This is a genomic window from Streptomyces sp. NPDC104761 (assembly GCF_055583445.1).
Genome location: NZ_JBVJNZ010000003.1, coordinates 272,572 through 298,098, shown reverse-complemented (window position 1 = coordinate 298,098; position 25,527 = coordinate 272,572). Strand labels below are relative to the sequence as shown.

Here is a 25,527-nt window from a genome sequence, read left to right as displayed (position 1 = left end):
AGGGGTGACCACCAGTCGGCGGTCACCCCTCAGTCACGCTCAGTTCGGCCTGTCGGCCCCTCCGGCGGAGCCCTCAGCGGCCCTGCTCGTCACGCCGCCGCTGCCAGCGCTCCTCGATGCGGTCCATCATCGACCGCTTCGGCCGGCCCTGGCGCCGGGCCTGCGGGCCCGCGGGCTGCTCGCCGGGCTTGGGGGCCTTGCGCCAGCCGGTGACGGCGAGGACCGCGCAGCCCAGCATGACGAGGAAACCCACCACGCTGACCCAGACCTGCTGGACGACCATTCCGGCGATGAGGAGCGCGATACCGACGAGGAAGCCGGCCACCGCCTGGTAGACCCGGCGCCGGGTGTACGTCCGCAGGCCGCTTCCCTCAAGCGCTGTCGCGAACTTGGGGTCTTCGGCGTACAGCGCTCGCTCCATCTGCTCAAGCATTCGCTGCTCGTGCTCCGAGAGCGGCACGGCGTCCTCCTCATCGTGCAGTCGCCGGGGCGACCCGGGGGGTCCCTTCAGGATAGGCAGGGAATCGCCCCCGTGAAACCCGCCCCTCTAGGCCAATTGGCCAACCGGAGCCCGCCATGGCAGTCCCGGCTCGCTGAGGCTTCCATTCCCCGGCAGCCGACCCGTCATGCCGGGCTGGTCTCCCTCGATCATACGGCGCAAACCCCTCGATCGGGGGGCCTGTGGCGTACTCCATCCGCTGTCGAGGCCCTGATCAGCGGGCTCGTCTCAGGAGACTCTCAGACCCCGGTGGCACCCGGTGTCTCGCCGAGCACGTGCAGCTGGGTGGCGAGGGCCTGGAAGGCGGGGATCTCGGCCGCGGCGGCCTCCAGCGTGAGCAGCGCGTCCAGGGCGCCCGGCTCGGTGTCCACCAGGACGCCGGGGACCAGGTCGGCGAAGACCCGCACGCCGTGCACGGCGGTCACCGCCAGGCCCGCGCCCTCGACGAGGCCGGTGAGCTGCTCGGCGGTGAAGCGGCGCGGCATCGGGTCGCCGCTGCCCCAGCGCCCGTCGGGATCCTCCAGGGCCTGCTTGGCCTCCGTGAAGTGGCCGGCGAGGGCGCGGGCGACCACGGCTCCGCCGAGCCCGGCGGCGAGCAGGCTGAGAACGCCCTCGGAGCGCAGCGCGGCCACCGTGTTGCGCACGCCCGCGGCCGGGTCGTCGACGTGCTCCAGGACGCCGTGGCAGAGGACCACGTCGTGCGCACCGCGCTCGACCACGTCGAACAGGCCGAGGACGTCGCCCTGGACGCCCTTGACCCGGTCGGCCACGCCGGCCTCGGCGGCCCGGCGCTCCAGCGCGAACAGCGCGTTCGGGCTGGGGTCGACGACGGTGACGCGGTGGCCGAGGCGGGCCAGGGGAACGGCGAAGTTGCCGCTGCCGCCGCCGGTGTCCAGGACGTCCAGCACGTCCCGGCCGGTGGCCTTGACCCGGCGGTCGAGGGCGTCCTGAAGAACCTCCCAGACCACGGCGGTACGGAGAGAAGCGCGGGGTCGAGTGGGGTCCGGCACGGCAGTTGACTCCTCGGCGCGGCACCGCCTGTTGCCCGGCGGCGCTAACTCGGTGCCTCCCCGCGCCCGGGTGCGGGAGGCGGGAAGGCTTCAGGCGCTCTCCACCCTATTGCCTCCACCGCCCGATGCCTCCGTCGCCTTGCCTGGTCATCCCGCGTCGGGCAGCTCCCTTCCCGGGTCGCCGGCCGGCCGCTCCCCGTCCTGCAGGCGCGGCTGCGGCAGCACCGGCTGGAGGACGAGCATCCGCTCGACGATACGGACGAACATCGCGACGTCCCGTATCAGGTCGTCGGCGTCCCGGCGGCCCGCCGCGCCCTGGATGCCGGCCTCGGCGCGGGCCCGGCGGGCGGCGCCGGAGGCGAACAGGGCGCTCCACTCGGTGAGCTCGGGCGCGACCTCGGGGAGCACCTCCCAGGCGCTGCGGATCCGGGCCCGGCGCCGGGGTGAGGTCTCGGGGCGTGCGCGGGCGGCGAGCACGGCGGCGGCCGTGCGCAGGGCGGCCAGGTGGGCGGTCGCGTAGCGCTCGTTGGGGGTGTCGAGCAGTTCGGCCTCGTCGAGTGCGGCGCGGGCCTGGGTGAGCAGGTCGAGGGCGGCGGGCGGGGCCGTGGCCCGGCGGAGCACGGGGTGCACGTCGCTCGCCGGGCCGGTCAGTGAGGGGGCAGGGCCGGTGGCGCGGCGCCGGTGGGCGGCGGACGCTGACGAGTTGGCCATGACGAACCTCCTGTCGTCTGAGTGACGGCGCCCTCACACGGGGTGCCGTATGCGCCCATCGTGAGGTATGGCACTGACAATCGGTTCTGACCTGGGGTTTTGCTTCGATCGTAGGTTCGGAGTAGTTTTTGCACTGACCAGTCAGTTCAAAAACGATGCCACAGGGGGGAACCTGTGCACGGCGTACCTGTCACGGCCGAGCGCCTCGGGCTCGAGGGCCCACGGGGCTGGGCGTTCCGGGGGATCTCCCTGGACGCCGGGCCCGGCGCGTTGATAGCGGTGGAGGGGCCGTCCGGCTCCGGCCGCACCTGTCTGCTGCTCGCGCTCACCGGCCGGATGAAGGCCACCGAGGGCACCGCGGCCGTCGGCGCGGCCCGGCTGCCCAAACAGCTCGCGGCGGCACGGCGGATCAGCGCGGTGGCCAACGTGGCCGGGGTCACCGACCTCGAACCCGCCCTGACCGTCGGCGAGCACCTGCGCGAACGGGCCCTGCTGCAGCGCCGGTTCGGCGACTCCCTGCGGGATCTGGTGCGGCCGCGCGCGGAACGCCGGGCGCGGGCGCAGCGGCGGATCGACGACGCCCTGGCCGCCGCCGGGCTCGACCTGGAGTCGCTGCCCAAGGGCGCCCGGACCGCCGTACGGGATCTGGAGCGGATCGAGGCGCTGCGGCTGTCCGTGGCCCTTGCGCTGGTCGGCAGGCCGCGACTGCTGGCCGTGGACGACGCGGACCTGAAGCTGTCGGACTCCGAACGGGCCGCGGTGCGGGCGCTGTTGGCGTCGATCGCCGAGGCCGGGACGACAGTGGTGGCGGTGTGCGGGGAGGCGATGCCGGGGGCCGTCGTGGTCCACACCGGAAACGCCGAGAACACCGAGGCCGAGAACGCCGCGAGCGCCGGAGACGCCGAGCCAGCCGGAGCCACGGAGGCGACGAGGACAGCGGAGCCATCGGAGCCGTCGGAGACAGCGGAGCCATCAAAGACAGCGGAGCCGTCAAAGACAGCGAAGACATCGGAAGACGAGGAGGCCGGCGATGCGTTCTCCGCGACTGGCCGCGCTTGAGCTCAGGCGCTTCGGACGGGGCAGGCTGCCGCGCGCGGCCCTGGTGGCCCTGCTGGTGCTGCCGCTGCTGTACGGCGCGCTGTACCTGTGGTCGTTCTGGGATCCCTACGGCCGCCTCGACCGTGTCCCCGTGGCGCTCGTCAACGACGACAAGGGCGCGACCGCGAGCGGGAAGCGGCTCACCGCGGGCGACGACCTCGTGGCCGGGCTCAGGGACAGCAAGAGCTTCGACTGGCACGAGGTGAGCGACGCCGAGGCCCGCCGGGGTGTCGAGAACGGCACGTACTACCTGTCGCTGACCGTGCCCGCCGACTTCAGCGCGCGCGTCGCCTCCAGCGCGGGCGACTCGCCGGAGACCGGCGCGCTCCAGGTGCGCACGAACGACGCGAACAACTACATCGTCGGGCAGATCTCCCGCACGGTCTTCAACGAGGTGCGCTCGGCCGCGTCGGCCAAGGCGTCCCGGTCCTTCCTGGACCGGATCTTCGTCTCGTTCGCCGACATCCACGGGCAGACCGTGAAGGCCGCCCAGGGCGCCGACACCCTCGCCGGCGGCATCGGGAAGGCCGAGCAGGGGTCGAAGGACCTCGCTGACGGCCTGACGGACGCCAAGACCGGCAGCGCGAAGCTCACCAAGGGGATCAGGAAACTGGACACGGGCGCAGGCACCCTGGAGGACGGCTCGCGGCAGGTCGCGGCCGGCACCCAGGCCCTGGCGGACCAGGTCGACGGGGTCTACGCCAAGGTCGGCCCGTACCTGGCGAAGAACGAGAAGACCATCGGCGACACCGCCCGGCTGGTCGCCGACTCGGCGCAGACCGTCCGCGACAACCTGGGCGTCCTGGTGAAGACCGCCCCGGCGGCCGCGAAGACCGCGCACGCGGCCGCGGACACCCTGGACGAGGTCTACACGGCGCGCTGCTCGGCGGGCCTGCTGACCGACCCGGTCTGCCCCGACCTGAAGAAGGCCAGGGACGCGGCCGACGACGTGGCCGGCGTCGCCGACGACCTGAACGGGCTGATCGCCGACCAGAACGGCGACCTGAAGACGCTCGACAAGAACCTCGGCACTCTCCAGACGCAGGCACGGGCCCTCGCCGACCGCGCCCCGCACCTCTCCGAGGACGTCGCTGGCGCCGTCAAGAAGATCGACAAGCTGAACGACGGCGCGGCCCAGGTGGCCGCGGGCGCCGCGAAGCTGCACACCGGACTCGGTACGGCCGTCACCGGCGCCACCGGGCTCGACAGCGGCCTCGGCAAACTGAAGTCCGGCGCCTACGACCTCAACGGCGGGATGTACCGGCTCGCCGACGGGTCCAACACACTCGCCGGCGGCCTGCACGACGGCGCGGCGAAGATCCCCGACTACGACAAGCAGGACCGGGACCAGCGCACCGGGGTGATGTCCGACCCGGTCCAGCTCGCCTCGCACGACCTGCACAAGGCGCCCAACTACGGCACCGGGTTCGCCCCGTACTTCATCCCGCTCTCCCTGTGGGTCGGCGCGATGGTGGCGTACATGCTGATCCAGCCGCTCAACCGGCGTGCCCTGGCGGCCGGTTCCGCGGCCTGGCGGATCGCGCTGGCGGGCTGGCTGCCGGTGGTCGCGGTCGGGGTGCTGCAGACGGCCGCGCTGATGGCCGTCCTGCACTGGGCGATCGGCCTGGAGATGGTCCGGGCGGCCGGGACGGTCGGGTTCCTGTTCCTGGTGGCGGCCTGCTTCGCGGCGATCGTGCAGTGGCTGAACGCGCGCTTCGGGGCGGCGGGACGGATCCTGGTCCTCGCGCTGCTGATGCTCCAGCTGACGTCGGCGGGCGGCACGTATCCGGTGCAGACCAGCCCGGGCTTCTTCAACGCGATCCACCCGTTCCTGCCGATGAGCTACGTCGTGTCGGCGCTGCGGCGGCTGATCACGGGCGGCGGGCTCGGGCCGGTCTGGCAGGCCTGTGCCGTCCTGGTGGCGTTCACCGCGGGTGCCCTGGCGCTCACCGCCCTCTCGGCCCGGCGCCGCCAGGTGTGGACGCTGGACCGGCTGCATCCCGAGCTGAGTCTGTGAGGACCTCGATGACCTCGTCCTCCGTGCCCACCGGGCCCGCCGTTCCTGTGAGAATCAGGACCATGGAAAGCAGCAGCACCACGGGGGGCAGCACACGCCGTGAGGCCACCCGGCAGAAGCTCTACGAGGCCGCCGTCACGCTCATCGCCGAGCAGGGCTTCTCGGCCACCACGGTGGACGAGATCGCCGAACGGGCGGGCGTCGCGAAGGGCACGGTCTACTACAACTTCGCGAGCAAGTCGGTCCTCTTCGAGGAGCTGCTGCGGCACGGCGTGGGCCTGCTCACGGCCTCCCTGAAGGACGCCGCCGAGCAGACCGCGCGGGAGGGCGGCAGCCGGGTCGACGCCCTGGACGCGATGGTCCGCGCGGGCCTGGTCTTCATCGACCGCTACCCGGCCTTCACGCAGCTCTACGTGGCGGAGCTGTGGCGCACCAACCGGGCCTGGCAGTCGACGCTGATGGTGGTCCGGCAGCAGGCGGTCGCGGTGGTCGAGGGGGTGCTGCGCGAGGGCGTGGCGAACGGCGAGTTCAGCGACGAGATCGACGTCCAGCTGACGGCGGCCGCACTGGTCGGGATGGTGCTGGTGGCCGCGCTGGACTGGAAGTCCTTCCAGCCGGAGCGCTCCCTGGACGACGTCCACGCGGCGCTGTCCCGGCTGCTCCAGGGGCGGGTGAGCGGCAAGGGCTGAGAGCCCTCGGGGCACCGGCACGCGCGCGTGGGCGTGCGAAAGCGCCGGCCGTCGGCGGCCGCGTCCCCCGCGGGCCGCCGTCGGACCGGCGCCTTCCGTGCACCCCCGTGCTCCCCCGGTTTCCCGCTGTTCCCCCGGGTCCCCTCTCCCCCGTGTCTCGCTTCCGCCGACGCGCATCGGCGGAAGGAGCGGTCGAGGGCGAAGGTGCCGTTCCGCCGCCCCGTGTCGGCGGTGCCGGACCCCGCGCCCCTTTCCGTGTTCCCACTCTCTCGTTCACGCAGGTCGCGGCCCATCCGTGCGCGTACTCAACTCGCTCCCTGGGTACCTGTACTCAGGTCTGCGCACCGAGGCCCACGACGCGCGGCGGCCGACTGGCTACGATCGCGTCCGTGTCGGTACTCCCCTTGGTCTTCACCAGCGGCTGGGCCAGCGGAATCAACGCCTACGCGGTGGTGCTGCTGCTCGGCCTCTTCGGCGCGACGGGCCTGAGCGACGACGTCCCCGAGACGCTGCAGCGCCCCGAGGTGCTGATCGTCGCGGGCGTGCTGTTCCTGTGCGAGGCGGTCGCCGACAAGATCCCGTACGTCGACTCGGTGTGGGACTCCGTGCACACGGTGGTCCGGCCGGTGGCGGGCGCCTGGGTCGGCGCGCTGCTCGCCGGGCACAGCGGCTCGGTCAACGACGTGGTGGCCGGGCTGGTCGGCGGTTCCACGGCCCTGGCCAGCCACACGGTCAAGGCCGGGACGCGGATGGCGGTCAACACCTCCCCGGAGCCGTTCAGCAACATCGTGCTCAGCTTCGCCGAGGATCTCGGGGTCGCCGGGATCGTGTCGTTCGCGATGTTCCACCCGCTGGCCGCGGCGGTCGTCGCGGCGGTGCTGCTGGCGACCGGCCTGGTCGTGCTGGTGTTCCTGATCTCCCGGATCCGGCGCTTCTGGCGCCGCCGGGCCCAGCGCCGGGAGGAACGGCGGCTCGCGGCGCAGGTGGGACGGCCGCCCGGCTGACGGCCCGCCGGTCCGGACTGTCGGTGGCGGTCGATAAAGTCGCGGGCATGGGACGGATTGCGGTGATCGGGGCCGGGATGGGCGCCATGGCGGCGGCCGCCCGGCTGGCCGTCGCGGGCCACCGGGTGACGGTGTACGAGCGTACGGAGACGTACGGCGGCGAGGTGCGCCGCTTCGAGCGCGACGGTTTCGCCTTCGACACCGGCCCGGGGCTGCTGCCGCTGCCCGCCGTCTACCGCGACCTGTTCGTCAAGACCGGCAAGGAGCCGCTGGAGGACTGCGTCGAGCTGGTCCAGGTGGACCCGTCGGCACGGCACGTGTTCGCGGACGGCACGCAGGTGTCGCTGCCGAACGCGTCCCGTGCGGGTGTCGTCACCGCCCTGGACGAGGCCCTCGGCGCCGGTGCGGGTCAGCGCTGGGGCGACTTCCTGGTGCGCGCCCGGGAGGCCTGGGACCGCACCCGGCGCCCGCTCCTGGAGGAGCCGCTGTGGCCGAACTGGCAGGTGCTGGCCGAGCGCGAGCCGTACCCGTCGGTCCCGCACAAGAAGCTGCTCCGCACCCGCCGGGCAAGCACCCTCTACGAGATCGGCGCCTGGGAGCTGCGCGACGAGCGGCTGGCCGCGCTCCTCAACAGCCACGCGCTCGCGTACGGCCTCAACCCCCGTGACACGCCGGCGAGCGCGGCCGTGCTGCCGTACCTGGAGCACGCCTTCGGCACCTGGTATGTGCGCGGTGGCATACGCGAGCTGGCGCGCGCGGTGTACGAGCGGTGTGTGCGCAGGAGAGTCGAGTTCGTGTTCGGTGCCGAGGTCGTGGCGGTGCGGGCGAAGGACGGCCGGGCGGCGGGGGTGGCGCTTGCCGACGGCCGTGTGGTCGACGCGGACCATGTGGTGGCCGGAGTGGATCCGGTGCGGCTCGACACCCTCACCCGGGCCACGGGGTACCGGCTCGACGCCGACGGCGACGTGGCGGCCGGACCGAAGGCGCCCCGCCCGGTCCGCCTCACCGTGCTGCTCGCGCTCCGTGGCGGGCCGGAGGCCGGTGCCGCGCACCGCACGGTCGTGCACGCCCCGGACGACGAGACCGAGCTGGACCTGCTGACCGCGCCCGGCGGCGACCGTTTGGTACGCCCCACCGTGACGGTACTGCGCCCCGCCGACCCGGCGCTCAGACCGGACGGCGAGCACGAGTCCGTGGTGCTGTCGGCGGTGCTGCCGGCCGAGGCCGGCTGGGAGCAGGACAGCACGGGCCGGGCCTGCACGGACCTCCTCGTCGAAGCCGCCGAGGCGGCCGTGCCGGGGCTGCGGGAGCGTCTGCTCTGGCACGAGACGCGGCTGCCGGAACCCGCTACGGACGGCACGGGGTTCGGGGGGATCTCCGCTCCCGCTCTGGCCGCGGGCGGGGGGCGGTTCCTGCACCCGGCCAACACCACCCGGCTGCCGGGGCTGTACCGGGTCGGCGGCTGGTCGCACCCCGGTGGCGGGCTGGCGCATGCCGGTATGTCGGGGGCGCTGGTGGCCGGGCTGATCGTGGAGGGGCCGGAGTTCCGCGGCTCGCAGTGAGCCGGGCGCCGCGGGAAGACTTCAGAAGAAGACGTAGAGAAGAAGACGTCAGAGAAGAAGACGTCAGAAACGGTACTGCTCGTCGTACCCGTTGCCCTGGTGGCCGTGCTGCTGCCCCTGGCCGTCGCCCTGGCCCTGGTAGGGGTACTGCTGCTCCTGCGGGAGCTCGCCGCCGTAGGTCTCGTCGGCGCGCTGCTGCGGGACCCAGACCCCGCCGGCCGGGGTCTCGCCGTAGCCGCCGGTGCCGTACTGGCCCTGGGCGTAGCCCTGCTGGTCGTACTGCTGGGTGCCGTACGACGACTGGTCGTACCCGGCGCCGCCGTAGGTCTGGTTGCCGATGTACGGGTCGGAGTAGTTGGCGTACTGCTGCTGGCCGCCGCTGGTGTCGTAGTACTGCTGCTGGCCGTAGCCGGAGTAGTCGTAGGCGTAGCTCTGGTCGGTGCCCTGGGCGGCGTACGCCTGGTCCTGGGCGGCGGTCGCGTAGGCGGCCTGCTGGTCGCCGGTGGCGGCGTAGCCGTCGCGGTAGACGCCGTAGGAGCCGGTGTCCTCGGGCATCGGCTGCGGTTCGTAGACCGCGGTGGCCTCGGCCGCGCCGGGCTCCATGGTGCGGGCCGCCGGGGTGAAGACGTCGTCGCGGTCGTAGTCGTCGCCGCCGTAGGACGGACCGCCGCCGGCCGTGGCGTGGCCGCCCTGCTGGTCGGCGTAGGAGGAGTCGGCCGCGTCCGGGTCGCCGGCCGTCGGCCCCTGGTCCTCGTCCTCGTCGGGCTCGCCGCGGCGGCGCTTGGTCAGGCCGCCGCCGTCACCGTCCGCACCGGGGCGCTTGACCGCCCAGCCGGCCTCGAAGCCGCGGCGGAAGGACAGCGTGACGTAGGTCTGGCCGACCGCGAAGGCGATCGCGCCCACGCCGATCACGACGACCGACGGGATCAGGACACCGAAGACGACGCCGAGGAAGCCGACGAAGGCGAGCAGCCGCCAGCGCAGCCGCGCCTTGTACTGCAGCAGTACCTCGCCCAGCAGCCACAGCGCGACGATGCCGAACGCTACGTAGAGGACCGTCCAGCCCATGTACGCCCCTCTCCCTGTAACCGCTACGCAGTGTGTCGTACTCCGGTGCGGCCGGTCTAGGCCTGCGGAGGTTGGTGCAGGCCCAGGTTCTCGTAGATTTCCAGCGTCGCCGTGGAGTTGTTGAGCGTGATGAAGTGCAGTCCTGGCACTCCCTCGGCCAGCAGCCGCGCGCAGAACTCCGTGGCGTGTTCGATGCCAATGGAGCGTACCGCCGCCGGATCGCCTTTCGCTGTGAGGATCCGCTCTTTCAGGGCGTCCGGGAATACCGCGTTGCTGAGTTTGGGCAGCCGTTCCAGCATCTTCACACTGGTGACGGGCAGGATTTCCGGGATCACCGGAGTCTCGCAGCCGGCCGCCGCGACCCGGTCGCGAAGGCGAAGGTACGACTCGGGCTGGAAGAACATCTGCGTGATGGCGTAGTCGGCGCCCGCGCGGCACTTGTCGACGAAGTGCCGCACGTCGGTGTCCCAGTCGCTGGAGCGCGGGTGCATCTCCGGGAAGGCGGCGACGCCCACGCAGAAGTCGCCGGACTCCTTGATGAGGCGGACGAGTTCGGCCGCGTAGGTCAGGCCCTGCGGGTGCGCCACCCACTCCCCCATCGGGTCGCCGGGCGGGTCGCCGCGCACGGCGAGCATGTTGCGGATCCCGGCGTCCGCGTACTGGCCGATGATGTTGCGCAGCTCGGCCAGCGAGTGGTCGACCGCGGTGAGGTGGGCGACCGGGGTGAGCGTGGTGTCCGCGACGATCTGCTGGGTCTCCCGGACGGTGCCCGCGCGGGTGGAACCGCCGGCGCCGTAGGTCACGGAGACGAAGTCGGGGGCGACCGCCTCGACACGCCGGAGGGCGCTCCACAGGTTCCGCTCACCCTTGGGGGTCTTCGGCGCCGAGAACTCGAACGAGTACGTGGTCTTGCCGCCGGCGAGCATGTCGCGCACGGTGCGTGCGCGGTCAGTCCTGGTGGATGCGGTTCCGAGGGCCATACCCGCAGGTTAGTCAGGGGCGGCCGGTCACCCAACCACACTCGGGACAATTGCCCGAATTGTCGGCCTCTTGCGGAGCTCGTGTCCGGATACTGGACAAGTTTCCGGACAGCCGGGCCCCACAGCTCCCACTGCCGCTGCCGCTGCCACCGCGCCGCACTGCCACCGCGCCGCACTGCCGCCGCGGCTACAGCGACCGCAGCCGCTTCGCGAACTCGGCCGCCGCCGCGCCCGGGTCGTCGGCCGCGGTGAGGGCGCGGACCACGACCACCCGGCGGGCGCCCGCGTCCAGGACCTGGTCGAGGTTGCCGAGGTCGATGCCGCCGATGGCGAACCAGGGGCGGTCGGTGCCCAGGGCGGCGGTGTGGCGCACCAGGTCGAGGCCGGGGGCGGGGCGGCCGGGCTTGGTGGGGGTGGGCCAGCAGGGGCCGGTGCAGAAGTAGTCCACGCCGTCCTGCACGGCGGCCGCGGCGGCCTCGGACGCGGCGTGCGTGGAACGGCCGATCAGGACGTCCGGGCCCAGGATCGCGCGGGCGGCCGGGACCGGCAGGTCGCCCTGGCCGAGGTGGAGCACGTCGGCACCGGCCGCGTGGGCCACGTCCGCGCGGTCGTTGACCGCGAGCAGCTTGCCGTGCCGGGCGCAGGCATCGGCGAACACGGCGAGGTGCTCCAGCTCCTCGGCGGCCTCCATGCCCTTGTCGCGCAGCTGCACGATGTCGACACCGCCCGCCAGGACCGCGTCCAGGAACGCGGCGAGGTCGCCCTGCTCCTTGCGCGCGTCCGTGCACAGGTAGAGCCGGGCGTCGGCCAGCTGGGCGCGGGCGGTGTCGGTCATCGGTGGTCCCCCGTCTTGTGTCGGTACCGGCTGCTGCCTCAGACGGCGAGCGCCTGGGCGCGGCGCTTCACCTCCGTGCCGCGATTCTCGCTGAGCGCCTGCGCGGGGGTGCCGGGCAGGGTCGCGTCGGGAGTGAAGAGCCACTCCAGCATCTCTTCGTCCGTGAAGCCGTCGTCCCGCAGGAGCGTCAGGGTGCCGGTCAGGCCCTTGACGACCTTGTCCCCGTCGATGAAGGCGGCGGGGACGTGCAGTGCCCTGTTCTCACCGCGGCGGACGGCGATGAGCTGGCCCTCCTTGACCAGCTGCCGCACGCGCGTCACCTCGACGTCCATCATCTCTGCGATGTCGGGGAGGGTGAGCCAGGCGGGGACGAGAGCATCGATCTTCGTGTCAATCTCGGTCACGGGATCCAGGGTAGGCGCTTCGCCGGTGAGGTCGCGATGGGTGGTCGTTCGGGTGCGGCGCGGTGAGGGCTGGTCGCGCAGGTCCCCGCGCCCCTTCGGGGCGGGTTTCCGGCAGGGCGCTTTCAGGCGGTCGTGGCGTTCTTGAGCGGATTCCCCGGGTCGGACAGGGCCTCCGGGTCCAGGTGGCGGCCTGCCTCGATCAGACGCCGTCCTTGCGCGAGGTCGCGTGGGCGGCCTACCGCCAGCAGAGCGACCAGGCAATCCTCGCGCAGCCAGCAGACGCTCCACGACGGGCCGGACGGGTCGCCGCGCCAGACCAGGCGGTCGGCGGCGGCGTGGTGGCCGGCGTACTGGACGAAGCGGCCGAACTGTTCGGACCAGAAGTACGGGACCGGGTCGTAGACGGCGTCGGTCTCGCCGAGGATGTTGGCGGCGACCGTGCGCGGGCCCTGGAGGGCGTTGTCCCAGTGGTGGATCAGCAGGCGCTCGCCGTAGCGGCCGGACGGGAAGGACGCACAGTCGCCGACCGCGTAGACGTCGGGGACCGTGGTGCGCAGCCGGTCGTCGGCGAGCACCTCGCGGTGCGCGCCGAGCCCGATGCCCGAGCCGGTCAGCCAGGCGGTGGCGGGGCGGGCACCGATACCGACCACGACGGCGCCCGCGGGCAGCCGCGAGCCGTCGTCGAGCACCACCGCGCCGGGCTCGACGCCCGCCACGCGCGCGTGCGTGCGCAGATCCGTGCCGCTGTCCGCGTACCAGGCGGTCATCGGCGCGGCGACCTCGGCGGGGAGCGCTCCCGCGAGCGGCCGGTCGGCGGCCTCGACCACGGTGACCGCGCAACCGGCCTCGCGGGCCGCGGTGGCGAACTCGGCGCCGATCCAGCCCGCACCGACGACCACGATGTCGTGCTGCCGGGCGAGCACGGGCCGCAGCCGCTCGGCGTCGTCCAGGGTGCGCAGCAGATGGACGCCGGGCACACCCTCGGTGCCGGGCAGCGTGATCGGCTCGGCACCGGTGGCGAGGACCAGGACGTCGTAGGGCACCGGTCCCGCCTCGGTGTCCAGCTCGTGGTCGGCGGTGCGCACGCCCAGCGCCTCGCGGCCCAGCGCCAGCTCGATGCCGAGCGCCTCGAAGTCCACCTCGAAGGCGGAACCCTCCGACTTGCCGAGCAGCACGGCCTTGGAGAGCGGCGGCCGGTCGTACGGCTGGTGCGGCTCGGCGCCGATCAGCGTGACGGTCCCGGTGAACCCCTGCTCGCGCAGGGCGACCGCGGTCTGCACCCCGGCCATCCCCGCGCCCACGACGACCACGCGCCGCGTCTGTGACGTGCTCCGTCGCTGCGTCTGCTCGCTCACGTGATCACCATAGACAAGAACGATAGACAACTGACAAAGAGTCAGTCAGGGGGCGTGGCGGGTGACCTGTTCCACAGCACGGCCCGCGGCGCGGTACAAGGAGCGGTACGGGGCCGTCTTACGGGGGCGGAGCCCCGCGGGCTAGGGTGGCGGTGAAGCACACGCGGGAGCCCGGACGCACCGGGCTGAGAGGGAGGCTGGCGGCCTCCGACCGTACGAACCTGATCCGGGTCATGCCGGCGAAGGGAGGGGCTGGACGCCCATGTCCTCACGTACGTCCGACGTCCTCGTCATCGGGGGCGGAATCATCGGCCTGGTCACGGCCTGGCGGGCGGCCCGGCGCGGGCTCGCCGTCGCCGTGGTCGACCCCGAACCCGGCGGCGGTGCCGCGCAGGTCGCGGCGGGGATGCTGGCCGCGGTCACCGAGCTGCACTACGGCGAGCAGACCCTGCTGGGGCTCAACCTGGCCTCCGCGCGCCGCTATCCGGCCTTCGCCGCCGAGCTGACCGAGTTCACCGGCCACGATCTCGGCTACCGGCGCTGCGGCACGCTCGCGGTCGCGCTGGACGCCGACGACCGCGCCCACCTGCGCGAGCTGCACACCCTCCAGCAGCAGTCGGGCCTGGAGTCCGAGTGGCTGTCCGGACGGGAGTGCCGGCGCCTGGAGCCGATGCTCGCGCCGGGCGTGCGCGGCGGGCTGCGGGTGGACGGCGACCACCAGATCGACCCGCGCCGGCTGGCGGCCGCGCTGGTGGCCGCGTGCGAGCGGTCCGGGGTGGTGTTCCACCGCGACTGGGCCGAGCGTTTGGAGGTGGTGCGGGAGCGCGCCGCCGGTGTCCGCACCCGCGCGGGTGACGCCCTGGGCGCCGGGCAGGTGGTGCTCGCGGGCGGCAGCCTGAGCGGGCGTCTGGCGGGCGTGCCCGACGACGTGCTGCCGCCGGTACGGCCGGTGAAGGGGCAGGTGCTGCGGCTGACCGTGCCCGCGCGGTACGCGCCGTTCCTCAGCCGGACCGTACGGGCCGTGGTGCGTGGCGGGAACGTCTACCTGGTGCCCCGGGAGAACGGCGAGCTGGTCGTCGGCGCCACCAGCGAGGAGCTGGGCTGGGACACCACGGTCACCGCGGGCGGCGTGTACGAACTGCTGCGCGACGCGCACGAGCTGGTGCCCGGGATCACCGAGCTGCCCCTGACCGAGACCCGGGCCGGACTGCGTCCCGGCTCCCCCGACAACGCGCCGCTGCTCGGGCCGACCCGCCTCGCCGGGCTGCTGCTGGCCACCGGGCACTATCGCAACGGGGTGCTGCTCACGCCGGTCACCGGAGACGTCATGGCGGAGCTGCTGACCGGCGGCGAGCTGCCGGCGGAGGCCCGTCCGTTCACGCCGAGGCGATTCGATTCCGTCCCCCGCGTCCTTGTGGAGCAGACCGCATGAACCTCTCCGTCACCATCTCCGTCAACGGGGAGCGCCGGGAGATCGCCCCGGGCACCGCTCTCGACTCGCTCGTACGGTCCCTCACCGCCGCGCCCTCCGGGGTGGCCGCGGCCGTCAACGAGACCGTCGTACCGCGCGGGCAGTGGGCGACGACCGGGCTCGCCGACGGCGACCGGGTGGAAGTCCTGACCGCCGTGCAGGGAGGCTGAGCGCCATGGCCGACGATCCCTTCGTCCTCGGAGGTACGACGTTCTCCTCCCGGCTGATCATGGGTACCGGGGGTGCGCCCAGCCTGGAGGTGCTGGAGCGGGCGCTCGTCGCGTCCGGGACCGAGCTGACCACGGTCGCGATGCGGCGGGTGGACCCGGGGGTGCGGGGCTCCGTCCTTTCGGTGCTCGACCGGCTCGGGATCCGGGTGCTGCCCAACACGGCCGGGTGCTTCACCGCGGGCGAGGCGGTGCTGACGGCCCGGCTGGCGCGGGAGGCACTGGGGACCGACCTGATCAAGCTGGAGGTCATCGCCGACGAGCGGACCCTGCTCCCCGATCCGGTGGAGCTCCTTGACGCGGCGGAGACGCTGGTGGACGACGGGTTCACGGTGCTGCCGTACACGAACGACGATCCGGTGCTGGCCCGGAAGCTGGAGGACGTGGGGTGCGCCGCGGTGATGCCGCTCGGGTCGCCGATCGGGTCGGGGCTCGGGATCCGCAACCCGCACAACTTCCAGCTGATCGTCGAGCACGCGCGCGTGCCGGTGATCCTGGACGCGGGGGCCGGTACGGCGTCGGACGTGGCGCTGGCGATGGAGCTGGGGTGCGCCGGGGTGATGCTGGCGTCGGCGGTGACGCGGGCCCAGGATCCCGAGCGGATGGCTCACGCCATGCGGGCCGGGGTGGAGGCGGGGCGGCTGGCCCGGCTGGCGGGGCGGATTCCCCGCCGCTACCTCGCGGAGGCGTCGTCTCCTGCGGAGGGCCTGGCCGTGCTGGACCCCGAGCGCCCTGCGTTCTGAGCCCCTCTCCACTCCCGCCCCCCTCTCCCACCCACGCACCACCCGAAACCGTCTGCCGAGAAGCGGAACTCTCCCGCGGGGGCCGACCGCCGTCGGCGACTGCGGGTGCGCGGGGGGCCTGGCCGGGGGCGGGTGGGGGCGGCGGCGGGTGGGTGGGAGGCCTGGCCCGGGGCCAGGTGGGGGTGGCGGCTGCGGGTGGGTGGGAGGCCTGGCCCGGGGGCGGGTGGGGGGTGGCGGCTGCGGGTGGGTGGGAGATCTGGCCCGGATGCGGGTGGGGGCGGCGGCTGCGGCTGGGTGGGAGGGCTGGTCGGGGGCGGTGGGTGGGAGGGCGGTCGGGGGTGGGTGGGGGCGGTGGGGTGGGGAGTAGGTGCGTATTTCGGCCAGGTGCGAAGCGTCACAGGTGCGCTGCAAGTCACTGAGAAAGCGGTCTCACCTGTGGGGGTGTCAGCCGGTGCTCGTACACTCGCCGGGTGGATATGACCCTTCAGGACCCTCTCGTCGGGCAGGTGCTCGACGGCCGGTATCGCGTCGACGCGCGGATCGCCGTCGGCGGGATGGCCACGGTCTACCGGGCCCTGGACATCCGGCTGGACCGTGTGCTCGCGCTGAAGGTGATGCACCCGGCGCTCGCCGCCGACGGGTCCTTCGTCGAGCGGTTCATCCGGGAGGCGAAGTCGGTCGCCCGGCTGGCCCACCCCAACGTGGTGCAGGTCTACGACCAGGGGGCCGACCGCACGTACGTGTACCTCGCCATGGAGTACATCGCCGGCTGCACCCTGCGTGACGTGCTGCGCGAGCGCGGCGCGCTGCAGCCGAGGGCCGCGCTGGACATCCTGGAGCCGGTGCTGGCCGCGCTGGGCGCCGCGCACCGGGCCGGGTTCGTGCACCGGGACATGAAGCCCGAGAACGTGCTGATAGGGGACGACGGCCGGGTCAAGGTCGCGGACTTCGGGCTGGTGCGGTCCGTGGACTCCGTCACCAGTACGACCGGCGCCGTGCTCGGCACCGTGTCCTACCTCGCGCCCGAGCAGGTCGAGAGCGGGGCCGCCGATCCGCGCGTCGACGTGTACGCGTGCGGCGTCGTGCTGTACGAGATGCTCACCGGGGAGAAGCCGCACGACTCGGATTCGCCCGCGGTCATCCTCTACAAGCACCTGCACGAGGACGTGCCCGCGCCGTCCGGCGTGGTGCCGGGGCTCGCCTACGAGCTGGACGAACTGGTCGCCCACGGAACCGCCCGTGATCCCGCGGTCCGGCCGCACGACGCCGTCGCGCTGCTCGCCCTGCTGCGGCAGACGCGGGCCGTGCTCCGTGCCGAGCAGCTGGACGCCGTACCGCCGCAGGCGCTGGCGGACGGGCACGACATCGCCGAGGACCGGACCAGTGTCATACCCCGGTCGCTGACGGTGCCGCGGCCGCTGCCCGTCAACGAGGAGGACGAGGAGGTGCTGCGGACCAGCAGGTTCGAGGCGCCGCCGGTCCCGGAGCGGCGGCGCGGGGGCCGTCGGTCCCGGCGTGGGCTGCTGACGCTGGTCGTCGCCGTACTGATCGTCCTCGGTGCCGGCGCCGGCGTCTGGTACATCAACTCGGGGCAGTTCACCAAGGTCCCGCCGCTGCTGTCGAAGACGGAGGCCCAGGCCACCGCGCGGCTCAAGGAGGCCGGGCTCGACGTCGGATCGGTCGAGCACGCCTACAGCGACACCGTGAGGCGGGGCACGGTGATCAGCACCGACCCGGCGGCCGGCAAGCGCATCCGCAGCAACGACTCGGTGCGGCTCACCATCTCCGACGGCCCCGAGACGGTGAAGGTGCCTGACGTGCAGGGGCGGACGCTGGCCAGGGCCAGGCTGCTGCTGACCGCCGACGGGCTCGAACCGGGCATGGTGACGCGGGAGTTCAGCGAGGACGTGCCCAAGGGTTCGGTCATCTCGTCCGATCCGGGTGCCGGGGCCCAGCGGCACGCGGGGACCGCGATCGCGCTCGTCGTCAGCAAGGGCGCCCCGGTCGACGTCCCGGACGTCACCGGCGACGACCTGGACGACGCCCGGCAGGAGCTCCAGGAGGCCGGGCTGAAGGTGACGGTCTCCGCCACCGAGGTCAACTCCGGGTACGACCAGGGGCAGGTCGCCCGGCAGACCCCGGCGGGCGACGCGCAGGCCGCCGAGGGCGAGACGGTGACGCTGACGCTGTCCAAGGGCCCGGAGCTGGTCGAGGTGCCGAATGTGGTCGGGGCCACCGTGGACGACGCGACCAAGCTGCTGGAGCAGTCCGGCTTCCAGGTCAAGGAGGACCGCGGGCTGCTCGGGCTGTTCGGCGACACCGTGAAGAAGCAGTCGGTGGACGCCGGGGAGCAGGCGCCCAAGGGGTCGACGATCACGATCACCATCCGGTGACGGGGACCGGTCCGCGGCGTGACACCCTTGACGGGTGAAGAGCGAGCAGTCAGGTCCTTCCCGCAATCCCGTCGGCGGCCATGTCCCGGTGGCCGGCGGTCTGCACTCCGTGGGGCTGTCCTACGCCCGTGAGCTGCGGGCCGAGACCGTGCAGGTGTTCGTCGCCAACCCGCGCGGCTGGGCCACCCCGGCAGGCAGCCCGAAGCAGGACGAGGCGTTCCGCGCGGCCTGTGCGGAGGAGTCGATCCCGGCCTACGTGCACGCTCCGTACCTGATCAACTTCGGCTCGCACACCGAGGCGACCGTGGAGAGGTCGGTGGAGTCGCTGCGGCACTCGCTGCGGCGCGGCCGGGAGATCGGGGCGCTCGGGGTGGTCGTGCACACCGGGAGCGCGACCGGCGGCCGGGCCCGGGACGTGGCGCTGAAGCAGGTACGGACGCGTCTGCTGCCGTTGCTCGACGAGCTGACCCACGACGACGACCCGTTCCTGCTGCTCGAGTCCACCGCCGGGCAGGGCGCCTCGCTCTGCTCGCGGACCTGGGACTTCGGCCCGTACTTCGAGGCGCTGGACGCGCATCCGAAGCTGGGCGTCTGCCTGGACACCTGCCACGTCTTCGCCGCCGGGCACGACCTGACCGGGCCGGGCGGGATGCACCGGACGCTGGACCTGCTCGTGTCGACCGTCGGCGAGGGACGGCTGAAGCTGATCCACGCCAACGACTCGAAGGACGTGGTGGGCGCGCACAAGGACCGGCACGAGAACATCGGCGCCGGACACATCGGCGAGGACGCGTTCCGCGCGCTGATGACCCACCCGGCGACCGCGGGCGTACCGCTGGTCATCGAGACGCCCGGCGGCAAGGAGGGGCACGCGGCCGACGTGGAGCGCCTCAAGCGGCTCCGGGAGAGCTGAGCCGGCCCGGCTCCGGCGGCTCAGAGTTCCGGGCCGTCCCCCGGCTCCTCCTGGTAGGAGTAGCGCTGTTCCTTCCAGGGGTCGCCGATGTTGTGGTAGCCCCGCTCCTCCCAGAAGCCGCGGCGGTCGGCGGTCATGTACTCGACGCCGCGGACCCACTTGGGTCCCTTCCAGGCGTACAGGTGCGGGACGACCAGGCGGACCGGGAAGCCGTGCTCGGCGGTGAGCAGTTCACCGTCCTTGTGGGTGGCGAAGAGGGCGCCCTCGGCGGCGAAGTCCGCGAGGCGCAGGTTGGAGCTGAAGCCGTACTCCGCCCAGACCATCACGTGGGTGACCTCGGGAGCGGGCGGCGCGAGCTCCAGGACGGTCCGCGCCGGGATCCCGCCCCACTCCGCGCCGAGCATGCTGAACTTCGTCACGCAGTGCAGGTCGGCGACCACGGTGGCGTACGGCAGGGCCGTGAACTGCTCGTGGTTCCAGACGTGCGCGCCCCCGTCGGCGGTGGCGCCGAAGATCCGGAACTCCCAGCGCTCGGGCCGGAACCTGGGGACCGGACCGTAGTGCGTGACGGGCCAGCCGCGCTGGAGTCGCTGCCCCGGCGGAAGCCCGGCTCCCGCGGTTTCCCGAGACGCGCGCTCCACCCGATGACCCATGCTCTCCATCCTGACAGACCACGGGCAGTGCACCTGACCAGGCAGACCCCCCGGAAATCGGCAAATCGGCCAACTGGCGCCAACCATGCACTTACTTACTAAGTACGCACTTACTGGACGATCTTCCATGCCGGTGCAATCATGCGCCGCAAGCACCCCAGCCCCTGGAAGGAGCCTCTGCGATGCAGGGCGACCCCGAGGTCATCGAATTCCTCAACGAGCAGCTCACCGGCGAGCTCACCGCGATCAACCAGTACTTCCTGCACGCGAAGATGCAGGAGAACTTCGGCTGGTACAAGCTCGCGAAGTACACCCGGCACGAGTCGTTCGACGAGATGAAGCACGCCGAGGTGCTCACCGACCGGATCCTGTTCCTGGAGGGCCTGCCCAACTACCAGCGGCTGTTCCACGTCCGCGTGGGACAGACCGTGAAGGAGATGTTCGAGGCCGACCGGCAGATCGAGGTGGAGGCGATCGACCGCCTCAGGCGCGGGATCAAAGTGATGCGCGACAAGGGCGACATCACGTCCGCGAACATCTTCGAGGACATCCTGGAGGACGAGGAGCACCACATCGACTACCTCGACACCCAGCTGGAGCTGGTGGACAAGCTCGGCGAGGCGCTCTACATCTCGCAGATCATCGAGCAGCCCGAGACAAGCTGAGTCAGGCCGCTTCGCCGAGCGCGTCGACCGCTTCGAGCCCGGAGAGCACCGGACGGCCCTGGTCGGCCGGCTCGCGGCGCGGGCAGGCGCCGCGGCCGAGGATCGCCTGGATGCGGCGGACGCACGAACCGCAGTCCGTGCCGGCCTTGCAGGCGGACGCTATCTGGCGGGGGGTGCAGGCACCGTCCTCCGCGTGCTGCTTGACCTGCGCCTCGGTCACTCCGAAGCAGCTGCAGACGTACACGCGGATTCACCTCCCGCCGGGATCGACCAGTGGTGCCGTCCCGACTGATCGGTGAGGCAAACCTAACCTTACCCATCACTCGGCGGACGCAAAAGCGGAGTGGGGGGGGGGGGGGGGGGGGGGGGGGGGGACAGGGGACGAAACACACACCCCCACCCCCCCCCCCCCCCCCCCACCCCACCCCCCCCCCCCCCCACCCCGCCCCCCTCCCCCCCCCCCCCCCCCCCCCCCCCCCCCCCACCCCCATGAAGCCGCCCTACTGGTCGCGGTACATCTCCGCGACGAGGAACGCCAGGTCCAGGGACTGGCTGCGGTTCAGCCGCGGGTCGCAGGCCGTCTCGTAGCGCTGGTGCAGGTCGTCGACGAAGATCTCGTCGCCGCCGCCCACGCACTCGGTGACGTCGTCACCGGTGAGCTCGACGTGGATGCCGCCGGGGTGGGTGCCGAGGCTCTTGTGGACCTCGAAGAAGCCCTTGACCTCGTCGAGCACGTCGTCGAAGCGGCGCGTCTTGTGGCCCGAGGCCGCCTCGAAGGTGTTGCCGTGCATCGGGTCGGTCACCCAGGCGACGGTCGCGCCCGAGGCGGTGACCTTCTCGACCAGCTCGGGGAGCTTGTCGCGGACCTTGTCCGCACCCATGCGGACGACGAAGGTCAGCCGGCCCGGCTCGCGGTCCGGGTCGAGGCGGTCGATGTACCTCAGCGCGTCCTCGGCGGTCGTCGTCGGGCCGAGCTTGAGGCCGATCGGGTTGCGGATCTTCGAGGCGAACTCGATGTGCGCCCCGTCCATCTGCCGGGTCCGCTCACCGATCCACACCATGTGCGCGGAGACGTCGTACAGCTTGCCGGTGCGCGAGTCGACCCTGGTCAGGGCGGACTCGTAGTCCATCAGCAGCGCCTCGTGCGAGGAGAAGAACTCGACCGTCTTGAACTCCTCGGGCTCCGCGCCGCAGGCCCGCATGAAGTTCAGCGCGTTGTCGATCTCGCGGGCGAGCTGCTCGTAGCGCTGGCCGGACGGGGAGGACTTCACGAAGTCCTGGTTCCAGGCGTGCACCTGGCGCAGGTCCGCGTAGCCGCCGGTGGTGAAGGCCCGCACCAGGTTCAGCGTCGAGGCGGAGGCGTTGTACATCCGCTTCAGCCGCTCGGGGTCCGGGATCCGCGAGGCCTCGTCGAAGTCGAAGCCGTTGACGGAGTCGCCGCGGTAGGTCGGCAGCGTCACGCCGTCGCGGGTCTCGGTGGGCTTGGAGCGCGGCTTGCTGTACTGGCCGGCGATCCGCCCCACCTTCACCACGGGCACCGACGCGGCGTACGTCAGTACGGCACCCATCTGGAGGAGGGTCTTGAGCTTGTTGCGGATGTGGTCGGCGGACACCGCGTCGAAGGCCTCGGCGCAGTCGCCGCCCTGGAGGAGGAACGCCTCGCCCTTGGCGACGGCCGCCATCCGGGCGCGCAGCTGGTCGCACTCGCCCGCGAAGACGAGGGGCGGATACGACTCCAGCTCCGCAACGACCTTGCGCAGAGCCTCGGGGTCGGGGTACTCGGGCTGCTGCGCCGCGGGCAGGTTTCGCCAGGTGTTGCCAGCACCGAGGCTGGTCTTAGCGTTCACGGTCACCTCGTAAACATTACGGGGTCGTGTCGCCATATTTTTCCTCCGGCTCGACTGGTGAGACGCTGCGATTGTCCTGTGGACAGGGTGCGCGGTGGGGTAGGGTTTCCGGCATGTTCGCGCATTCGACCCAGAACTGGTGGTGGACCGCTTCTCCGGCGGCCCACTGACTGCGCGTACGCAAGACTTCGCGAAGGCCGCCCGGAGGGGCGGCCTTCGGCGTTCCCGGGGTCGTTCCTCCCTCACCAGCCCCCCAGGCAGAGGAACCATGGACCTGACCCAGCTGCTCGACGACGACCGCCCCTTCGCCCTGCTCCGCCGCCGCACCCCCGGCCACGACGAGAGCACGGTGGAGCTCCTGCTCGGCCCAGTCACCGCCCGTGACCGTCTCGCCGACCTGCCCGAGGAGGGGCTGGCCCTGATCCCGTACCGGCAGATCCGGGAGCGGGGGTTCGACGTGCGGGACGACGGGACACCGCTGCTGGTGCTGACCCCGACAGTGGTATGTCACATTCCACTCGACGAGGCCCTCGCCACCCTCCCCTCCCACGACGTCCAGGTCGACTCCGGCGCCTTCGACGTCGAGGACGACGCGTACGCCGAGATCGTCGGCCGCGTCCTGCGCGAGGAGATCGGCCGGGGCGAGGGCGCGAACTTCGTGATCCGGCGGACGTACCAGGGCGAGATCCCGGGCTTCGGACGCGCCGACGCGCTGGCGCTGTTCCGGCGGCTCCTGGAGGGCGAGCGCGGCGCGTACTGGACGTTCGTCGTGCACACCGGGGACCGGACGCTGGTCGGCGCGAGCCCCGAGGTGCACGTGCGGATGTCCGGCGGCACGGTGGTCATGAACCCGATCAGCGGCACGTACCGCTATCCCGCCGAGGGCCCCACCCCCGAGCACCTGCTCGGTTTCCTCGCCGACGGCAAGGAGATCGAGGAGCTGTCGATGGTCGTCGACGAGGAGCTCAAGATGATGTGCACGGTGGGCGACATGGGCGGTGTGGTCGTCGGGCCGCGGCTCAAGGAGATGGCGCACCTCGCGCACACCGAGTACGAGCTGCGCGGGCGGTCCTCGCTGGACGTGCGGGAGGTCCTCAGGGAGACCATGTTCGCGGCGACCGTCACGGGGTCGCCGGTGCAGAACGCCTGCCGGGTGATCGAGCGGCACGAGGTGGGCGGCCGCGGCTACTACGCGGGTGCCCTGGCCCTGCTCGGCCGCGACTCCGGCGGCGCCCAGACCCTGGACTCCCCCATCCTGATCCGCACCGCGGACATCGACGCGGACGGCCGGCTGCGGGTCCCCGTCGGCGCCACCCTGGTCCGCGGCTCGGACCCGGCGAGCGAGGTCGCCGAGACGCATGCCAAGGCGGCGGGCGTGCTGGCGGCCCTCGGGGTACGGCCGTCACGGCCGCGCGCCGAGCGGACCGGCCCGCGGCTGGCCGACGACCCCCGGGTGCGGGCCGCGCTGGACGGGCGCCGCGCCTCGCTCGCGCCGTTCTGGCTGCGAATGCAGGAGCGGAGCGGCGAGCCGGCGGGGCACGCGCTCGTGGTGGACGGCGAGGACACGTTCACGGCGATGCTCGGGCACGTGCTGCGGGCCGGCGGGCTCGATGTCACCGTCCGGCGCTACGACGAGCCGGGGCTGCGGGCGGCCGTGCTCGCGCACCAGGGCCCGGTGGTGCTGGGCCCGGGGCCCGGTGACCCGTCCGACCTGGACGATCCGAAGATGCGGATCCTGCGGGAGCTGACGGCGGCCGCGATCCGGGAGCACCGGCACGGGGTGCTGGGCGTCTGCCTCGGGCACGAGCTGATCGCGGCGGAGCTGGGGCTGGAGCTCGTCCGCAAGGAGGTCCCCTACCAGGGGGCGCAGACGACCGTGGACCTGTTCGGGCGGCCGGAGACGGTCGGCTTCTACAACAGCTTCGTGGCCCGCTGCGACGACGAGGCGGCACGGGAGCTGGCGGCGCACGGCGTCGAGGTGAGCCGGGCGGACAACGGCGAGGTGCACGCGGTGCGGGGCCCCGGGTTCGCCGGGGTGCAGTTCCATCCCGAGTCGGTGCTCACGTTGAACGGGGCGGTGATCGTGCGGGAGCTGGTGGGAGAGCTGCGCGGCACTGGAACAGTTCAGGCTTGAGTTTCGGGCGTGGGGGCTTGTCGCGCCCACGCGGCGGAGCCGCATACCGAATACAGCCCCGCGCCCCTCAGGTGTCCCGCCGTAGCCGTTGCGTCGAAGCTCGGCCCGCGCGCGCGGGCCGAGCAGGAGAAGCCGGCGGTCAGCCGAAGAACACCCCGACCTCCTCGTACAGCTTCAGGTCGACGGTCTTCAGCCTGGCCGTGGCCTCCGCGATCGGGACCCGGACGATGTCGGTGCCGCGCAGCGCGACCATCGTGCCGAAGTCCCCGTCGCGGACGGCGTCGACGGCGTGCAGGCCGAAGCGGGTGGCCAGCCAGCGGTCGAAGGCGCTGGGCGTGCCGCCGCGCTGGATGTGCCCGAGGACGGTGGTCCTGGCCTCCTTGCCGGTGCGCTTCTCGATCTCCTTGGCCAGCCACTCGCCGACCCCGGAGAGCCGGACGTGCCCGAAGGAGTCCAGCGTGCCGTCCTTGAGGACCATCTCGCCGTCCTTGGGCATGGCGCCCTCGGCGACGACCACGATCGGGGCGTAGGACGCCTTGAAGCGGGACGTGACCCAGGCGCACACCTGGTCGACGTCGAAGCGCTGTTCCGGGATGAGGATGACGTTGGCGCCGCCGGCGAGCCCCGAGTGGATGGCGATCCAGCCGGCGTGCCGGCCCATCACCTCGCAGACCAGGACCCGCATGTGGGACTCGGCGGTGGTGTGCAGCCGGTCGATGGCCTCGGTGGCGATGCCGACCGCGGTGTCGAAGCCGAAGGTGTAGTCGGTGGCGGACAGGTCGTTGTCGATGGTCTTCGGCACGCCGACGACCGGCACGCCGTACTCGTCGGTGAGACGGGCGGCGACGCCGAGGGTGTCCTCGCCGCCGATCGCGATCAGCGCGTCGACCTCCAGCTTGGCGAGGTTGTCCTTGATCCGGCGGATGCCGTTCTCCTGCTTGAGCGGATTGGTCCGCGAGGAGCCGAGGATGGTGCCGCCGCGGGGCAGGATGCCGCGTACGGCGGGGATGTCGAGGCGGACGGTGTCGCCTTCGAGGGGCCCGCGCCAGCCGTCCCGGAAGCCGACGAAGTCGTAGCCGTACTCCTGCACGCCCTTGCGGACGATGCCCCGGATGACGGCGTTGAGCCCGGGGCAGTCGCCGCCTCCGGTCAGTACTCCGACCCGCATGGAAATGTCCCTTCGCCGCGGTTGCCTGTGGGACTCACGCTAATGGTGATCCAGCTCACACAGGGATGGGCGCGGAAGGGC

25 protein-coding genes and 1 riboswitch are annotated in these 25,527 nt (G+C 72.5%); of the genes, 13 read left to right on the top strand and 12 right to left on the bottom strand.

Annotated features, from left to right (window positions below):
• Positions 1–73: 73 nt before the first annotated feature.
• From ACZ63F_RS11100 to ACZ63F_RS11090, 3 genes are all read right to left on the bottom strand, one after another.
• The gene (locus ACZ63F_RS11100) at positions 74–460 is read right to left on the bottom strand and encodes a DUF3040 domain-containing protein (RefSeq protein ID WP_093504067.1); all 387 of its coding nucleotides are present in this window, start codon (positions 458–460) and stop codon (positions 74–76) included.
• Between the two features lie 278 nt (positions 461–738).
• Positions 739–1,509 carry a methyltransferase gene (locus tag ACZ63F_RS11095; protein ID WP_469710159.1) on the bottom strand — a complete coding sequence of 257 codons (771 nt, stop codon included), beginning with the start codon at positions 1,507–1,509 and terminating at the stop codon, positions 739–741.
• Between the two features lie 147 nt (positions 1,510–1,656).
• Entirely contained in the window at positions 1,657–2,220 is a 564-nt protein-coding gene (locus ACZ63F_RS11090) for an SAV_6107 family HEPN domain-containing protein (RefSeq protein ID WP_469710158.1), read from the bottom strand.
• Positions 2,221–2,394: 174 nt separating this feature from the next.
• Between ACZ63F_RS11090 and ACZ63F_RS11085 the strand changes: the two genes are divergently transcribed.
• The 5 genes from ACZ63F_RS11085 (at position 2,395) to ACZ63F_RS11065 (ending at position 8,590) form a co-directional block, all read left to right on the top strand.
• The gene (locus ACZ63F_RS11085) at positions 2,395–3,279 is read left to right on the top strand and encodes an ATP-binding cassette domain-containing protein (protein ID WP_469710157.1); all 885 of its coding nucleotides are present in this window, start codon (positions 2,395–2,397) and stop codon (positions 3,277–3,279) included.
• Entirely contained in the window at positions 3,251–5,335 is a 2,085-nt protein-coding gene (locus tag ACZ63F_RS11080; protein ID WP_469710156.1) for a YhgE/Pip family protein, read from the top strand. Before ACZ63F_RS11085 ends, ACZ63F_RS11080 begins: the two co-directional genes overlap by 29 nt.
• A 62-nt stretch (positions 5,336–5,397) precedes the next feature.
• The gene (locus tag ACZ63F_RS11075; RefSeq protein ID WP_093504057.1) at positions 5,398–6,024 is read left to right on the top strand and encodes a TetR/AcrR family transcriptional regulator; all 627 of its coding nucleotides are present in this window, start codon (positions 5,398–5,400) and stop codon (positions 6,022–6,024) included.
• A 389-nt stretch (positions 6,025–6,413) separates the two neighbouring features.
• On the top strand, positions 6,414–7,028 hold the full coding sequence (locus ACZ63F_RS11070; RefSeq protein WP_469710155.1) for a DUF4126 domain-containing protein: 615 nt from the start codon (positions 6,414–6,416) through the stop codon (positions 7,026–7,028).
• 47 nt (positions 7,029–7,075) lie between these two features.
• Positions 7,076–8,590 carry a phytoene desaturase family protein gene (locus ACZ63F_RS11065; RefSeq protein ID WP_469710154.1) on the top strand — a complete coding sequence of 505 codons (1,515 nt, stop codon included), beginning with the start codon at positions 7,076–7,078 and terminating at the stop codon, positions 8,588–8,590.
• A gap of 63 nt (positions 8,591–8,653) precedes the next feature.
• Here the strand turns inward: ACZ63F_RS11065 and ACZ63F_RS11060 are convergent, their stop codons facing one another.
• The 5 genes from ACZ63F_RS11060 to ACZ63F_RS11040 all read right to left on the bottom strand — a co-directional run bounded on the left by ACZ63F_RS11060 (position 8,654) and on the right by ACZ63F_RS11040 (position 13,232).
• Complete coding sequence (locus tag ACZ63F_RS11060; protein ID WP_469710153.1) at positions 8,654–9,658, bottom strand: SCO2102 family sporulation regulator; 1,005 nt, start codon at positions 9,656–9,658, stop codon at positions 8,654–8,656.
• Positions 9,659–9,714: 56 nt separating this feature from the next.
• Positions 9,715–10,638: a methylenetetrahydrofolate reductase [NAD(P)H] gene (gene metF / locus ACZ63F_RS11055; RefSeq protein ID WP_352367386.1), complete on the bottom strand. Its 924-nt coding sequence runs from the start codon at positions 10,636–10,638 to the stop codon at positions 9,715–9,717.
• A 187-nt stretch (positions 10,639–10,825) separates the two neighbouring features.
• A complete protein-coding gene (thiE, locus tag ACZ63F_RS11050) occupies positions 10,826–11,473 on the bottom strand; it encodes a thiamine phosphate synthase (RefSeq protein WP_469710152.1) in 648 nt (215 codons plus the stop codon).
• A 38-nt stretch (positions 11,474–11,511) separates the two neighbouring features.
• Positions 11,512–11,877: an Rv2175c family DNA-binding protein gene (locus tag ACZ63F_RS11045; protein WP_093504045.1), complete on the bottom strand. Its 366-nt coding sequence runs from the start codon at positions 11,875–11,877 to the stop codon at positions 11,512–11,514.
• A gap of 122 nt (positions 11,878–11,999) precedes the next feature.
• On the bottom strand, positions 12,000–13,232 hold the full coding sequence (locus ACZ63F_RS11040; protein WP_469710151.1) for an NAD(P)/FAD-dependent oxidoreductase: 1,233 nt from the start codon (positions 13,230–13,232) through the stop codon (positions 12,000–12,002).
• 153 nt (positions 13,233–13,385) lie between these two features.
• Positions 13,386–13,497, top strand: a riboswitch (TPP riboswitch).
• On the opposite strand from ACZ63F_RS11040, the gene thiO reads away from it, so the two are divergent.
• The 5 genes from thiO (at position 13,495) to ACZ63F_RS11015 (ending at position 18,979) form a co-directional block, all read left to right on the top strand.
• On the top strand, positions 13,495–14,664 hold the full coding sequence (gene thiO / locus ACZ63F_RS11035) for a glycine oxidase ThiO (protein WP_469710150.1): 1,170 nt from the start codon (positions 13,495–13,497) through the stop codon (positions 14,662–14,664). Its footprint overlaps the riboswitch before it by 3 nt.
• The gene (gene thiS / locus ACZ63F_RS11030; RefSeq protein WP_351490443.1) at positions 14,661–14,873 is read left to right on the top strand and encodes a sulfur carrier protein ThiS; all 213 of its coding nucleotides are present in this window, start codon (positions 14,661–14,663) and stop codon (positions 14,871–14,873) included. Before thiO ends, thiS begins: the two co-directional genes overlap by 4 nt.
• Before the next feature lie 5 nt (positions 14,874–14,878).
• Complete coding sequence (locus ACZ63F_RS11025; RefSeq protein ID WP_469710149.1) at positions 14,879–15,673, top strand: thiazole synthase; 795 nt, start codon at positions 14,879–14,881, stop codon at positions 15,671–15,673.
• A 470-nt stretch (positions 15,674–16,143) separates the two neighbouring features.
• Entirely contained in the window at positions 16,144–18,066 is a 1,923-nt protein-coding gene (pknB, locus tag ACZ63F_RS11020) for a Stk1 family PASTA domain-containing Ser/Thr kinase (RefSeq protein WP_469710148.1), read from the top strand.
• A gap of 34 nt (positions 18,067–18,100) precedes the next feature.
• Entirely contained in the window at positions 18,101–18,979 is an 879-nt protein-coding gene (locus tag ACZ63F_RS11015) for a deoxyribonuclease IV (RefSeq protein ID WP_388597182.1), read from the top strand.
• 20 nt (positions 18,980–18,999) lie between these two features.
• On the opposite strand, the gene ACZ63F_RS11010 is transcribed toward ACZ63F_RS11015, so the two are convergent.
• A complete protein-coding gene (locus ACZ63F_RS11010) occupies positions 19,000–19,632 on the bottom strand; it encodes a sulfite oxidase-like oxidoreductase (protein WP_366364719.1) in 633 nt (210 codons plus the stop codon).
• Between the two features lie 182 nt (positions 19,633–19,814).
• Here ACZ63F_RS11010 and bfr point away from each other — a divergent pair, with 182 nt between their 5' ends.
• On the top strand, positions 19,815–20,297 hold the full coding sequence (bfr, locus tag ACZ63F_RS11005; RefSeq protein WP_469710147.1) for a bacterioferritin: 483 nt from the start codon (positions 19,815–19,817) through the stop codon (positions 20,295–20,297).
• A 1-nt stretch (position 20,298) separates the two neighbouring features.
• Here the strand turns inward: bfr and ACZ63F_RS11000 are convergent, their stop codons facing one another.
• Together ACZ63F_RS11000 and ACZ63F_RS10995 are read right to left on the bottom strand one after the other, a co-directional pair.
• Complete coding sequence (locus tag ACZ63F_RS11000) at positions 20,299–20,541, bottom strand: (2Fe-2S)-binding protein (RefSeq protein WP_469710146.1); 243 nt, start codon at positions 20,539–20,541, stop codon at positions 20,299–20,301.
• A gap of 256 nt (positions 20,542–20,797) precedes the next feature.
• Positions 20,798–22,150 (bottom strand): class II 3-deoxy-7-phosphoheptulonate synthase, encoded by a 1,353-nt coding sequence (locus ACZ63F_RS10995; protein ID WP_469710145.1) that lies wholly within the window; start codon positions 22,148–22,150, stop codon positions 20,798–20,800.
• A gap of 107 nt (positions 22,151–22,257) precedes the next feature.
• On the opposite strand from ACZ63F_RS10995, the gene ACZ63F_RS10990 reads away from it, so the two are divergent.
• Entirely contained in the window at positions 22,258–22,314 is a 57-nt protein-coding gene (locus ACZ63F_RS10990) for a trp operon leader peptide (protein ID WP_071659820.1), read from the top strand.
• 98 nt (positions 22,315–22,412) lie between these two features.
• Positions 22,413–24,278: an anthranilate synthase family protein gene (locus ACZ63F_RS10985; RefSeq protein WP_469710144.1), complete on the top strand. Its 1,866-nt coding sequence runs from the start codon at positions 22,413–22,415 to the stop codon at positions 24,276–24,278.
• 139 nt (positions 24,279–24,417) lie between these two features.
• On the opposite strand, the gene ACZ63F_RS10980 is transcribed toward ACZ63F_RS10985, so the two are convergent.
• Positions 24,418–25,446: a 6-phosphofructokinase gene (locus ACZ63F_RS10980; protein ID WP_469710143.1), complete on the bottom strand. Its 1,029-nt coding sequence runs from the start codon at positions 25,444–25,446 to the stop codon at positions 24,418–24,420.
• Positions 25,447–25,527: the final 81 nt, after the last annotated feature.

What these genes read in the sequence shown, in the direction of transcription:
- ACZ63F_RS11090 (WP_469710158.1), bottom strand. Translation starts at nt 2,220, where the DNA reads ATGGCCAACTCGTCAGCGTCCGCCGCCCACCGGCGCCGCGCCACCGGC.
- ACZ63F_RS11080 (WP_469710156.1), top strand. Translation starts at nt 3,251, where the DNA reads ATGCGTTCTCCGCGACTGGCCGCGCTTGAGCTCAGGCGCTTCGGACGG.
- ACZ63F_RS11075 (WP_093504057.1), top strand. Translation starts at nt 5,398, where the DNA reads ATGGAAAGCAGCAGCACCACGGGGGGCAGCACACGCCGTGAGGCCACC.
- ACZ63F_RS11065 (WP_469710154.1), top strand. Translation starts at nt 7,076, where the DNA reads ATGGGACGGATTGCGGTGATCGGGGCCGGGATGGGCGCCATGGCGGCG.
- ACZ63F_RS11060 (WP_469710153.1), bottom strand. Translation starts at nt 9,658, where the DNA reads ATGGGCTGGACGGTCCTCTACGTAGCGTTCGGCATCGTCGCGCTGTGG.
- metF (WP_352367386.1), bottom strand. Translation starts at nt 10,638, where the DNA reads ATGGCCCTCGGAACCGCATCCACCAGGACTGACCGCGCACGCACCGTG.
- thiE (WP_469710152.1), bottom strand. Translation starts at nt 11,473, where the DNA reads ATGACCGACACCGCCCGCGCCCAGCTGGCCGACGCCCGGCTCTACCTG.
- thiO (WP_469710150.1), top strand. Translation starts at nt 13,495, where the DNA reads ATGTCCTCACGTACGTCCGACGTCCTCGTCATCGGGGGCGGAATCATC.
- thiS (WP_351490443.1), top strand. Translation starts at nt 14,661, where the DNA reads ATGAACCTCTCCGTCACCATCTCCGTCAACGGGGAGCGCCGGGAGATC.
- ACZ63F_RS11025 (WP_469710149.1), top strand. Translation starts at nt 14,879, where the DNA reads ATGGCCGACGATCCCTTCGTCCTCGGAGGTACGACGTTCTCCTCCCGG.
- ACZ63F_RS11010 (WP_366364719.1), bottom strand. Translation starts at nt 19,632, where the DNA reads ATGGGTCATCGGGTGGAGCGCGCGTCTCGGGAAACCGCGGGAGCCGGG.
- bfr (WP_469710147.1), top strand. Translation starts at nt 19,815, where the DNA reads ATGCAGGGCGACCCCGAGGTCATCGAATTCCTCAACGAGCAGCTCACC.
- ACZ63F_RS10985 (WP_469710144.1), top strand. Translation starts at nt 22,413, where the DNA reads ATGGACCTGACCCAGCTGCTCGACGACGACCGCCCCTTCGCCCTGCTC.
- ACZ63F_RS10980 (WP_469710143.1), bottom strand. Translation starts at nt 25,446, where the DNA reads ATGCGGGTCGGAGTACTGACCGGAGGCGGCGACTGCCCCGGGCTCAAC.